The 12,454-nt window shown below is 69.0% G+C and carries 6 protein-coding genes and 1 pseudogene; 1 reads left to right on the top strand and 6 read right to left on the bottom strand.

All coding sequences use genetic code 11. The features are described 5' to 3' along the window. Positions 1-117: 117 nt before the first annotated feature. From ACZ6QQ_RS10410 to ACZ6QQ_RS10385, 6 genes and pseudogenes are all read right to left on the bottom strand, one after another. Positions 118-198: pseudogene (locus tag ACZ6QQ_RS10410) on the bottom strand (hypothetical protein); the annotation flags it as partial. Between the two features lie 95 nt (positions 199-293). Next, entirely contained in the window at positions 294-1,598 is a 1,305-nt protein-coding gene (locus tag ACZ6QQ_RS10405; RefSeq protein WP_465875668.1) for a sugar transferase, read from the bottom strand. A 689-nt stretch (positions 1,599-2,287) separates the two neighbouring features. Beyond that, complete coding sequence (locus ACZ6QQ_RS10400; protein ID WP_465875667.1) at positions 2,288-4,813, bottom strand: DNA gyrase/topoisomerase IV subunit A; 2,526 nt, start codon at positions 4,811-4,813, stop codon at positions 2,288-2,290. Between the two features lie 107 nt (positions 4,814-4,920). Then, entirely contained in the window at positions 4,921-6,978 is a 2,058-nt protein-coding gene (locus tag ACZ6QQ_RS10395; protein WP_465875666.1) for a DNA gyrase/topoisomerase IV subunit B, read from the bottom strand. Between the two features lie 238 nt (positions 6,979-7,216). Continuing rightward, positions 7,217-7,726, bottom strand: a complete 510-nt coding sequence (locus tag ACZ6QQ_RS10390; RefSeq protein ID WP_465875665.1) for a GNAT family N-acetyltransferase — start codon at positions 7,724-7,726, stop codon at positions 7,217-7,219. 61 nt (positions 7,727-7,787) lie between these two features. Next, positions 7,788-8,603 (bottom strand): TetR/AcrR family transcriptional regulator, encoded by an 816-nt coding sequence (locus ACZ6QQ_RS10385; RefSeq protein WP_465875664.1) that lies wholly within the window; start codon positions 8,601-8,603, stop codon positions 7,788-7,790. A gap of 595 nt (positions 8,604-9,198) precedes the next feature. Between ACZ6QQ_RS10385 and ACZ6QQ_RS10380 the strand changes: the two genes are divergently transcribed. Next, positions 9,199-12,327 carry a glycosyl hydrolase family 95 catalytic domain-containing protein gene (locus ACZ6QQ_RS10380; protein ID WP_465875663.1) on the top strand — a complete coding sequence of 1,043 codons (3,129 nt, stop codon included), beginning with the start codon at positions 9,199-9,201 and terminating at the stop codon, positions 12,325-12,327. The last annotated feature ends 127 nt before the right edge of the window (positions 12,328-12,454 follow it).

Genomic DNA, 12,454 nt, shown 5'->3' with positions numbered 1-12,454 from the left:
CCGGGGTGCCGGCGGCGGCACCCGCCCGTCGTGCAGCAGCAGGTCCGGCTCCTGGAGCAGGGCGCGGGCGAACACCGGCACTCCGATCAGCGCGGTCAGCACCCCGACCGGCAGCTCCTGCGGGTCGAACACGGTCCGGGCGGTGTCGGCCCAGATCAGGAAGACCGCGCCGGCGACAACGCAGGTCGGCAGCAGGATCCGGTGCTGCGCGCCGACCAGGAGTCGGGCCGCGTGCGGGATGGTCAGCCCGACGAAGCCGCACTCATTCAGATGACCAGGGGTTGGGGCGGCCCTTACCGCCCACCCCCACGAAACACCTCGGCCACCGTCCGCAGCACGACCTTGATGTCCAGCCAGAGCGACCAGTTCTCGATGTAGTAGTTGTCGAACCGGGCCCGGTCGGAGATCGGCGTGTCCCCGCGCAGGCCACTGACCTGGGCGAGCCCGGTCAACCCGACCGGCACCCGGTGCCGCATCGCGTAGTCCGGGTGCTCGGCGGAGAACTTCTCGACGAAGAACGGGCGCTCGGGGCGGGGTCCGACCACCGTCATGTCGCCGCGCAGAATGTTCCAGAGCTGCGGCAACTCGTCCAACGACGTACGCCGCATGAACCGACCGATCGGGCTGACCCGCTGGTCGTTGGCGATGGACCAGTTCGTCTGCGACTCCCGCTCGTTGACCGGGCGCATGGAGCGGAACTTGATGACGTTGAACGGCCGGCCGTACCGCCCGATCCGCTCCTGGTAGAAGAAGATCCCCCGTCCCCCGTCGAGGAAGGTGGCGATCGCGCAGAGCAGCAGGATCGGGCTCAGCGCGATCAGGGCGATGGTCGCGAAGATGATGTCGGAGGCCCGCTTCACCGCCCACCTGGGGCCGGAGAGCGTGGTGTGCCGGATCTGCACCACCGGGATCGCGCCGATGTGGTCCGGCAGACCGGCGTAGGACCGGGAGCCCCAGAGTCGGGGCACCGCCCAGAGGTCGCAGCTCGCCGAGGCCGGCTGCTGCAGGATCTCCATCAGGCTCGCCTCGTCGGAGCTGGGGTCGGCGATGATGAGCACGTCGCACTCGACGACCGAGATGAGCTTTTCCAGGTCGGCGAAGGTGCCGATCAGCGGTGCCGCACCGGGCTCCTGGTGCATCTCGGCGTCGACGCAGCCGGCGAAACGCAGGCCGTACTGAGGGTAACGGCGCAGCAACCGGGCGATCTCGAGGGCGATCGGGCCGCCGCCGAGGATGATCGCGTTGTGTTCCGCCCACCGCCGTTTCCGGGCGACCAGTGCGATCTTCCGGGTGAACGCCCGCCCGACGATGACCAGCCCGGCGGAGAGCGCCACCCCGTGCATGAAGCCGACCAGGTACTGGAGCTCGTCGTGCCGCGAGGCCGCGATCACCGCCACGATGCCGGCCGAGGCGAGCAGCCGGCCACAGATGCTCGGCAGCTCGTCGAGGATGCTCACGTGCCGGCGGGCCCGGTAGAGGCCACCGGTCGCGAAGATGGTGATGGTCAGTGCGGCGGTGAACAGGGTGCCGCGCTGGTAGCGGTCGGTCAGCAGCAGCGGCGCCAGAAGCGCGACGAGGTCGACCGGCGCGGTGAGCATCCAGGCCCGCAATCCACGGGTACGCCCCGAGGCGCGGGAACTGACGTACGGCAGAACCGCAGTGGTCGCGTACGGTGAGTGACCCGGCGCGGTGGCCCGCCCACGCGCTGTACGGGGTTTGGGGATCGCCGTATCGACCTCCGGTTCGTCAACCACCGTTGCATGGCCCGACAGCGGGACCGACTGGCCATTTCCCTCGTCGGCGGGCTGCCCGACCGAATCCTGGCGCACCGTCGGCCAGCTCGACATGTTATGACCTCCCCGTTTGGCGCAACAGGAAACGCGCCGGGAGCAGGATACGGCTGCCACAGCCGTTCCGCCAGCGGTGGATCTGGCAGAGTTTGTCATCCGCGAAAGGAAGTGTCCCCGCACCAACCCATTGCCCGGTAAGGGTTGCGGCGCCGGGCGACCCGAGCCGCAGCTGCTACGACAACAGAGTCCTATTTGGTCACAACCAGTGACCCGCACCGCATCCGAGGGTCAGTCGGATCCCGAAATCGTCGGGTACGCGTGACCGACGGGTGACGCACGCCACTGCGGGACAACGGGAACGGGCGTCCATGGTGGAAGCCCGTTCATCTGCCGTACACATCGCGCCACCCGATCGGCGGTGTGACATCACCCGCCGTTCATCCCGGGCCGACCGGTGGTCACGCCACCGGTCGGACGGGCGGGATTCGCCCGTACCGTCAGCCCCGTTCGATCAGGTGACCGATGATGTCCGGGCCGAAGATGGCGGTGCCGGATCCGTCGCGGCGCTCGTCCGGGGCGGGCAGGGCGAGCGGTTCTCCCCGCTTGCTCGCACCGACCGGTCGCGGGCCCACCCAGGCCACCACCAGCCGGGTCTCGCCCTTGAGGAACCGCTGTGCCCGCACTCCGCCGGTGGCCCGTCCCTTGGCCGGGTAGAGCGCGAACGGAGTCACCTTCACACCACTGCCGGTGCTGGTCACCACCATCGGATCGCCGTGTTCCGGGTCGTTGGCCCGGACCGCGCCGAAGAACAGGACCTGCGCGTCGGCGGCCAGGTTGACCCCGGCCATGCCGCCACCCTTGAGGCCCTGCGGCCGGACCAGCTGTGCCGGGAACCGCAGCAGCGAGGCGTCGGAGGTGACGAAGACGAGCGCCTCCGTGCCGTCGGCGAGCCAGGTCGCACCGACCACCTCGTCGCCCTCGCGCAGCCCGATCACCTCGAACTCGTCCGCCCGGACCGGCCACTCCGGCGCACACACCTTGACCACGCCCTGCCGGGTGCCCAGGGCGAGGCCCGGTGACCCGGTCGCGTGCTCACCCAGCGGCGCGAGCCCCACCACCGTCTCGCCCGAACTCAACGACACCAGCTCGGACGCGGACATGCCGCCGCTGACCGACACCGTCCCGGCCTGCTCCGGCAGCACCGGCAACGGCAGGACGTCGGTCTTGAACGCCCGACCCGCGCTGGTGATCAGCAGCACCTGACCACGGGCGGTGGCCCGGACCACCGTACGGACGGCGTCGTGCTTGGTCCGGCCGTTGCGGCGCCGGCCCTCGGAGGTCTCCTCGGACTCGGCGGCGGTCCGGGCGACCAGACCGGTCGCGGAGAGGATCACCTGACAGGGATCGTCGGCGACCTCCAGCGGACCGGCCGGCGCCGAGGCGGCCAGCACCTCCTTGAGGTCCCCGTCGACCAGGGTCGTCCGCCGCTCGGTGGCGAAGTCCTTCACCACCGCGGCCAACTCGTCGGAGACCACCCGGCGCAGCACGCTCTCGTCGTCGAGGATCGCCGACAGTGCGGCGATCTCGCTGCGCAACTGGTCCCGCTCGGCCTCCAGCTCGATCCGGTCGAACCTGGTCAACCGCCGCAGCGGCGTGTCGAGGATGTAGCCGGCCTGGATCTCGGAGAGCTGGAACCGCCCCATCAGGGCGTCCCTGGCGGCCAGGGCGTTGTCGCTGCCCCGGATCAGCCGGACCACCTCGTCGATGTCGAGCAGCGCGACCAGCAGCCCGTCGACCAGGTGCAGCCGGTCCTGCCGCTTGCGCCGACGGAACGAGGTACGGCGGGTCACCACCTGGTAGCGGTGGGCGAGGAACACCTCCAGCAGCGCCTTCAGGCCGAGGGTCTGCGGCTGCCCGTCGACCAGGACGAGGTTGTTGACACCGAACGACTGCTCCAGCGGGGTCAGCCGGTAGAGGTCGGCGAGCAGTGCCTGCGGGTTGACCCCGACCTTGCACTCGATGACCAGGCGGGTGCCGTTCTCCCGGTCGGTCAGGTCCTTCACGTCGGCGATGCCCTGCAACCGGGCCGGCTGGCGCTGGCCCTTGCGCGGGCCGGAGGTGATCGGCTTTCCGCGTACCTCGTCGGTGATCGCCTCGATCACCTTCTCCGCACCGACGCCGTAGGGCAGTTCGGTGACGGTGATGGCCTGCCGGCCCCGGCTGCCCTCCAGCGGGCCGATCGTCACCCGGCCCCGCATCCGAACCACGCCGCGACCGGTCTCGTACGCCTTGCGCACCTCGTCCAGACCGAGCAGCAGGCCACCGGTCGGCAGGTCCGGACCGGGGACGAACTCCATCAGCTTGTCCAGCGACGCGTCCGGGTGCCTGATCAGCCACCGGGCCGCCGCGACCACCTCGCCGAGGTTGTGCGGGATCATGTTCGTGGCCATTCCGACCGCGATCCCCGAGGTGCCGTTGACCAGCAGGTTCGGGAAGGCCGCCGGCAGGACGGCGGGCTCGGAGAGCGAGCCGTCGTAGTTCGGCCGGAAGTCGACCGTACCCTCGCCGAGCTCACCGACCAGCAACATCGCCTCACGCGACATCCGCGCCTCGGTGTACCGGGCGGCGGCCGGGCCGTCGTCCGGGGAGCCGAAGTTCCCGTGGCCGTCGATCAACGGAACGTTGAGGGAGAAGTTCTGCGCCAGCCGGACCATCGCGTCGTAGATGGCGGTGTCGCCGTGCGGGTGGTACTTACCCATCACGTCACCGACGACCCGGGCCGACTTCACGTGGCCCCGGTCGGGCCGGTAGCCCTGCTCGCTCATGGAGTAGAGGATCCGGCGGTGCACCGGCTTGAGCCCGTCGCGCGCGTCCGGCAGGGCCCGGGAGTGGATCACCGAGAAGGCGTACTCCAGGTAGGAGTCCTCCACCTCGGTGGCGAGCGGGTTGTCGAGAACCCGCGCCCCCGCCTGGTCGAAGGCGGACAGGTCGACCTTCGAGGGTTTGCCGGTACGGCGTGCCATGACTTCGTGCTCTCTTCCATCCGTCGGCCGGTTCGGCGACCGCTCCCGTTACACGTCAACTCGGGCGCGACGGAGCCGGCGGCGCGGACGCGGCCGGCTCCGGGCCGTCAGGTGTCGATCGTCTCCTGGTCGACCCGGCTGGCGGAGTCGATGAGCCAGTTCTTGCGGGGTTCGACCTTCTCCCCCATCAGCAGCTCCAGGACATCCTCGGCGGCCTGGGCGTCGTCGAGTTTGATCCGCCGCACCGCGCGGGTCGCCGGGTTCATCGTGGTGTCCCACAGCTCGTCGGCGTCCATCTCGCCGAGCCCCTTGAACCGGGGAATCGGCGTGACGACCTGCTTGCCCGCCTTCTCCAGCCGGGCCACCCTGCTGGTCATCTCCGCCTGGGTGTACGTGTAGTGGGTCTCCGGGTTGCGGCCCTTGGTGCTCACCTTGTGCAGCGGCGGCACCGCGGCGAAGAGCCGGCCCGCCTCGATCACCGGCCGCATGTACTTCGCGAACAGGGTGATCAGCAGGGTACGGATGTGCGAGCCGTCCACGTCCGCGTCCGCCATGATCATGATGCGGCCGTACCGCATGGCGTCGAGGTCGAAGGTGCGACCCGAGCCGGCACCGAGCACCTGGACGATCGCCGAACACTCCGCGTTGTCCAGCACCTGTTGCAGGCTGGCCTTCTGCACGTTCAGGATCTTGCCCCGGATGGGCAGCAGGGCCTGGTATTCCGACGACCGGGCCAACCGGGCGGTGCCGAGCGCGCTGTCGCCCTCGACGATGAACAGCTCGCTGCGCTCGACCCCGGTGGAGCGGCAGTCGACCAGCTTCGGCGGCATCGAGGCGCCCTCTAGCGCGGTCTTGCGCCGGGCGGCGTCCTTCTGCTGCTTCTGGGTCAACCGGACCCGTGCGGCGTCCACGATCTTCTGCAGGACGGTACGCGCCTCGGCCTTGGTCCGCCGGTCCTCCAGCCAGGCCTTGACCTGCTGCTCCACCACCGTCTGGACCACCTTCGTGACCGGGGCGGTGGAAAGCTCGTCCTTGGTCTGCGAGGTGAACTGCGGCTCGGGGATCCGCACGTGCACCACGACGGTCATGCCCTCCAGCACGTCGTCGAGGATCGGCGGGTCCTCCTTCGGCTTGAGCAGGCCACGGGTGTTGCGGATCGCGGTCGTCAACGCCCGTACGGCACCGCGTTCGAAGCCCTTGCGGTGGGTGCCCCCGTGCACGTTGCGGATCGTGTTGGTGAAGGTCTCCACCGTCCGCTCGTAGCCGGTCCCCCACTTGAGCGCGACCTCGACCTCGGCCCGGCGCTCGACGTTGCTCTGCATGACGCCGTGCTCGTCGGCGGCGTTCTCCCGGTAGGTGCCCTCACCCGTGATCAGGAGGGTGCCGGACACCGGCTTGTCACCGGCCGGGGTCAGGAAGTCCACCATGTCGGTCAGGCCGTTGGGGAAGTGGAACGTCTCGGTGGTGGGCGACTCGACGGTGTTGTCGCGCAGCACGTAGGTGACGCCGGGCACGAGGAACGCGGTGTTGCGCAGCTTGGCCCGGACGGCGTCGACGTCGAGCGCCGCCCCGGTCTCGAAGTAGCGGGCGTCGTGCCAGTAGCGGATCGAGGTGCCGGTCGAGGCGCCGCGTTTCATCCGGCCCAGCGCCCGCAGGCCCGGTTGCCGGGTGAAGGTCCCACCGGGCCCGGGTCCGTCGAATATTCCCGGTACGCCGTGCTGGAACGACATCTGGTGGATCTGCCCACCCCGCTGCACGGTGACGTCGAACCGGTGGGAGAGCGCGTTGACCGCCGAGGCGCCCACGCCGTGCAGGCCACCGGAGGTCTTGTAGCCGGAGCCGCCGAACTTCCCGCCCGCGTGCAGCCGGGTGAGCACCAGTTCGACGCCGGACAGTCCGGAGCGCGCGTGCAGGTCGGTCGGGATGCCGCGACCGTCGTCGTCCACCTGGACGGAGCCGTCGGCATGCAGCGTGACCTCGATGTGCGTGGCGTGACCGGCGACACCCTCGTCGGTGGAGTTGTCCAGGATCTCGTTGAACAGGTGACCCACGCCACGGCTGTCGGTGGACCCGATATACATGCCGGGTCGCTTCCGGACGGCGTCGAGGCCTTCCAGATGGGTCAGGTCATCTGCCCCGTACAGAATCTCAGGCTGTGCAGTCAACGAGCTGAACTCCCCAGAGGTGCGGTGTACACGCCGTGGATCGGCATGATCGTCGGTCGGCGGGCCGGCGCTGACCGCGAGCCTACCCACTCCCCTGTCCGCTCTGACGGGACTGTCCGGGTCGGCACGGCGCGGCGGGGACGGACATCACGCGATCATGCCCTCCGGGTACGACAGGAACGCCACCGTCCCGACCACCCGGCGCCAATCTTGTCACCGCAAAGTTCCTCCGGGAGCGTCAGAGCGGCTTCGCGAACCAGTGGGCCGCGTACGGACTGTCGTTGAACGGCTCGACCTCGGCGTACCCGTGCCTGCCGTAGAGCCGGCGTGCCTCGACCAGGTCGTGGCGCGTGTCGAGCCGGAGCCGGGACAGCCCTCGGTCCCGCGCCGCCGCCTCCACCTCGGTCAGCAAGAGCGATCCGATCCCCCGCCGTCGCGCGCTCGGCGCGACGAACACCCGGGTCAGCTCGCCGACCCCGGCCGGCAGGAGACGCAGACCGGCACAGCCAACCGCCGCCGCGCCGTCGGTCGCCACCCAGAACAGGCCGCCCGGCGGCACGAGATCGTCGCTCGGCTCCTCGGCGAGCGCCGAGTCGACCTCGGCGGCGGTCGCCTCCCGCCTGTGGTAACGGCCGACGATGTCGTGGAAGTACGCGCGGAGGATTCGGCGCGCCTCGTCGGCGTCGGGCCCGGTCCGGACGATCGAGATGGTGGTCGGTGTCGGTGTCGGTGTCGGTGTCGGTGGCACAAGGCCATGGTCCGGGAGTCGCCGCGGCGCTGCCATCGCATTTCCCCGCGATCACCGCGATTCACGAGCCGGGCCGACCGGGTCCGCTCTCCGCGCGGACCGTCGCCTCGATGCCGTCGAGCACCACGGCCAGCCCGAAGTCGAACGTCTCCCGCGCCTCCCGCTCCAGGTAGGGCACGGTCTCCTCGGTCGGCCGGAACACCTGCTCGCGCTCCATCCGGGTCACGCTCGGGAAGCGCTCGGCGAAGTCGGGTGCCACCTCCGCCAGCAGGACCGAGCGGGCGAACCACCAGTCCTCGTCGGACATGCCGGTCGCCACCTTCGCGTAGCGGGCCTCCGCGACGGTCTGGGCGGTGCCCCGGACGAAGTGGAACAGGGTGCCGACGATCCGGCGTAGCGCCGTCGCGTCCAGCCCGGTCCGGTGGAGGAGCCGCAGCAGCGTCTCCAGTACGACGTACTCGTTCGGCCCGAGCACCGGTCGGGCCTGGGACACCTGGAGCACCCAGGGGTGGCGCAGGTAGAACTCCCAGAGGTCGCCCGCCCAGGTGGTGACGGTGGCCCGCCAGTCCGGCTCGGACGCGTATCCGGTGGGCAGTTCGGCGTGTGCCCGGTCGTACATCAGGTCGAGCAGTTCACTCTTGTTCGGCACGTACGTGTAGAGGGCCATTGCCGTACGCCCGAACCGCTCTCCCACCGCGCGCATCGAGAGCCCGGCCATTCCGTCCCGGTCGGCGACCTCGATCGCGGCGTCCACGATCCGGTCCACGCTCAGCGCCGGCTTGGGCCCCGGACCGGTGCGGACCTCGGGAGTTCCCGGCGTACGCCACAGCAGAGCCATCGAGCGGCGGGGATCGCCCTGGCCGGCAAAGACCACCACCTGCAACTCCTTAGCGCATAAATAAATCTCACCAAGCTATTCATTTATGGCGTAAGGCTATCAGGGATGTCATATCCGGCCGCACCGCGCGCGGCCGGCACCGGATCCACCTCGCCCGACTCGCGGTGGCCGAACCACCCCGGTCCGCTGGCGCCCGTAACCGGTCCGCCACCGGCCCGAACCGGGCAAACCCGGCCCGCGCCCGCCAGGAAGGGAGCCGTCATCGGATGAATGCCGATGGCCCGTCACGCTCCGACCACCGCTCGGGCACCGGCCCCGGAGCGCCAGGATGGCTCCCGGTGCCTGGCCGGCTCCTGCGATGAGCCCACCATCGGGCGCGTCCACCACCGCTGAGCTGGGCCGACAGAACATCGACAGGCAAGGATTGACTCGCAAAGACATCCGATGTTAACTGCATGTGACAGATGTGGGTCGGTTGGACATCACGGTCGGATCATCCTGCCGGGAAACCCTCCGAACCCATGCACAACAGTCTCGTGGTAGCTCCCCACTTCGGCGGATGGGGAGTCGCACGGACGCACCGCGTCCGTGGCACGAGCACATCGCAACGAGCGATCTAGAGGGGATCGTGTCGATGAAGATGAGCACGCCGACCCGCGTCGCCGCAGCCACCCTGCTCCTGGTCGGCCTGGCGGTCAGCGGACAGAGCGCACCGGCGACGGCGTCACCCACCGATGCCGCGTTCAACTCCACCACCGGGGCGTTGAACGTCAACTATGCCAACTACCTGTCCAAGCACGACATCGTCTACAACCGCCCGAACACCAACCCGCTGCACGGCCTGACCGTCGGCAACGGGCGCACCGGCGCGATGGCCTGGAACCAGAACGGCCTGACGATGCAGGTGTCCGGGGTGGACCTGTCGCAGCAGTCGACGTACGCGGCCGGACTGGTCAACCTGTTCAGCAACCCGCAGATGGACACCGGGTACACGACGTTCCAGCAGCGGCTCTCGCTCTACGACGGCACGCTCACCACCAGGTACGACAGCAACCGTACGGTCACCGTGATGGGCTCGCCCAACTCCGAGGTGATGGGCATCCACGTCGAGGACACCCGGCCGGGCGTCACCAGTGTCGGGCTGGACCTGAGCCTGTGGGACCCGAACACGGTGCAGAACATCGCCGACGTGCCGGACCTGAACACCTGGCGGACGTACTCGACGTTCGCGGACGCGTCCGGGGTCGGGATCAGCCGGGGGCAGAGCGACCCGAACAACTTCGGGTACACGCTCGCCGCCACGGTCGAGGGCGCCAGCTACACCTCGCAGGTCGTCAACGGCCGGCAGGTGCGGCTGAACATCACCCCGACCTCCAGCTACACGGTCTGGTTCACCGCCGCCAGCCGGATCAACTCCCCCGGCCTCAACTCGGTCACCCAGGCCCGCAACCAGCTCGCGTCCGTGAAGAGCACCGGGTACGCGACCACGCTGAACAACTACCGCAACTGGTGGCACGCGTTCTGGGAGAAGTCGTTCGTCCAGTACTCCAACTCGGCCGGTGACGCCGACTACCTGGAGAACGTCTACTACCTGGCGACGTACATGATCGCCGCCGGTGGTTACGGCAACTACCCGCTGCACTTCATCAACGGCGTGTTCCGGGCCACCCAGGACCAGAGCAAGTGGAGCAACGGCTACTGGTACTGGAACCAGCGCGACGTCTACAACTCGTTCTACGCCTCGAACCACACCGAGCTGATGGGTGGCTTCAACCGGCTCTACAGCCGCAACCTCGCCGCGCTGAAGTCGTACACGACCACCCGGTACGGCAGTGACGGGCTCTGGGTGCCGGAGACGATGGGCTGGGACGGCAACGCGCGCGGGACGATCAACAGCGACTACGTCAACGACCTGTACTCCACCGGCACCGAGGCCGCGTACAACATGTACCTCCAGTACCGGTACACCAACGACGAGACGTACCTGCGCAACACGGCGTACCCGTACATGCGCGAGGCGGTGAAGTTCTACGAGGACCGGCTCTCGGTCGACGGCAACGGCCGGTACTACATGGCGAACTCGAACTCGCACGAGACGTACTGGGACGTGCGCAACGCGATCACCGACCTGGCCGCCGTACGGCTGCTCTTCCCGCTCACCATCTCGGTCAGCAACCAGCTCGGGCTGGACAGCGGGCTGCGGGCGAACTGGCAGAACATCGTCAACAACCTGGCCCCGTACCAGATCCAGAACGGCGCCTACCTGCCGCACGACCCGCCGATCTCGCAGACCCGCAACAACGAGAACGTGGCCCTGGAGCTGGTCTGGCCCTACGACCAGACCGGGATCGGCTACCCGGACCAGCAGACCGCGATCAACACGTTCAACGTCCGGCCGCACCCGTACGGCAACGTCTGGTCCAACGACCACGTGCACGCAGCGAGGCTCGGCCTGGCCGACCAGGCGTTCCAGGGCATGCGGACGATGTTGCAGAAGTACCAGAACTACCCCAACGGCATGACCAACAACACCAACGGGGTGTTCGAGTACCTCGGCATCCACCTGGCGGCGATGAACGAGTCGCTGATGCAGAGCTACAACGACAAGATCCGGGTGTTCCCGGCGGTCCCGTCCGGCTTCGTCGGCAAGTTCACCCTGTTGGCCAAGGACGGCTTCCTGGTCAGCTCGGAGCGCGAGGCGAACGAGACCAAGTACGTCGGGATCAGGAGCCTGTACGGCAAGCAGGCGCGGGTGGTGAACCCGTGGGGCACCCAGGAGGTCCGGGTCCGGCGTACGTCGGACAACGCCATCCTGACCACCAGCTCGGCCGGCGAGATCACCTTCGCCACCGCGGCGAACGCGGTGTACGTGGTCGAGCGGACCGCCAAGCCGCTGGCCAACTACACCTCGACCACCCTGACCGGAACCGCCAACCAGGGCGCCAAGAGCCTGCTCAACACGGCCTCGACGCTCGGGCTCGGCGGCGGCACCGGTGGTGGCGGCCTGGTCAACAACACCCTGCTCACCTACGACGCCAACTGGCACCTGACCACTGCACGCGGGTACGGCGACTACAACGACGACACCCACCACACCAACACCGTCGGCGCGACCGCCTCGTACACCTTCACCGGCACCGGCGTGGAGTACCTGTCCGAACGCAACGGTGACATGGGCAACGTCGACGTCTACATCGACAACGTGTTCCAGGCCAACGTGAACCTGTACGTCAGCGGGGCCCGGCAGGCGCAGGCGGTGGTCTACAGCAAGACCGGGTTGACGAACGGCTCGCACACGATCCGGATCGTCAACAAGGCCACCTCGGTCGGCATGGTCGACGCGCTGCGCATCCTCACCGGCGGCACCACCCCGACGCCCGGCGGTACGGCGCTGCGGGCCGGGGCCAACAACCAGTACGTCACCGCCGGCAGCGCGCCGCTGATCGCCAACTCCACCACCGTCGGCACCGCGCAGCAGTTCGACGTGGTCGCCCTCGGCTCGGGCAACGTGGCGCTGCGGTCCCGGCTGAACAACCAGTTCGTCTGCGCCGAGAACGCCGGTGCGGCGGCGCTGATCGCCAACCGCCCGTCGGCCGGTTCGTGGGAGACGTTCACGCAGGTGAACAACTCGGACGGCACGGTGAGCTTCCGGGCCACGGTCAACAACAGTTACGTGTCGGCCGAGAACGGTGGTGCGGGCGCCCTCATCGCCAACCGCCCCACGATCGGCCCCTGGGAGAAGTTCACCCTGGTCACCAGCTAGCGAAACCCCGGCGGGGGTCGGCAGCCGCAAGGATCGCCCAGCGGGCGATGCCAGGTTGACGACCCCTGCCGGGTCGACGACCGGTCCCGCCCACGCCCATGGGCGCCAGCACTCCCCGGAACCCCCT

This window comes from Micromonospora sp. NPDC049529, assembly GCF_055586685.1.
The sequence above is the reverse complement of the archived record's forward strand: the minus strand, read 5'-3'. Positions and strand labels throughout refer to the sequence as shown.

Excerpts from the sequence above, each read along its gene's own strand:
- ACZ6QQ_RS10400 (WP_465875667.1), bottom strand. The coding sequence starts at position 4,813 with ATGGCACGCCGTACCGGCAAACCCTCGAAGGTCGACCTGTCCGCCTTC.
- ACZ6QQ_RS10405 (WP_465875668.1), bottom strand. The coding sequence starts at position 1,598 with ATGCTCACCGCGCCGGTCGACCTCGTCGCGCTTCTGGCGCCGCTGCTG.
- ACZ6QQ_RS10380 (WP_465875663.1), top strand. The coding sequence starts at position 9,199 with ATGAAGATGAGCACGCCGACCCGCGTCGCCGCAGCCACCCTGCTCCTG.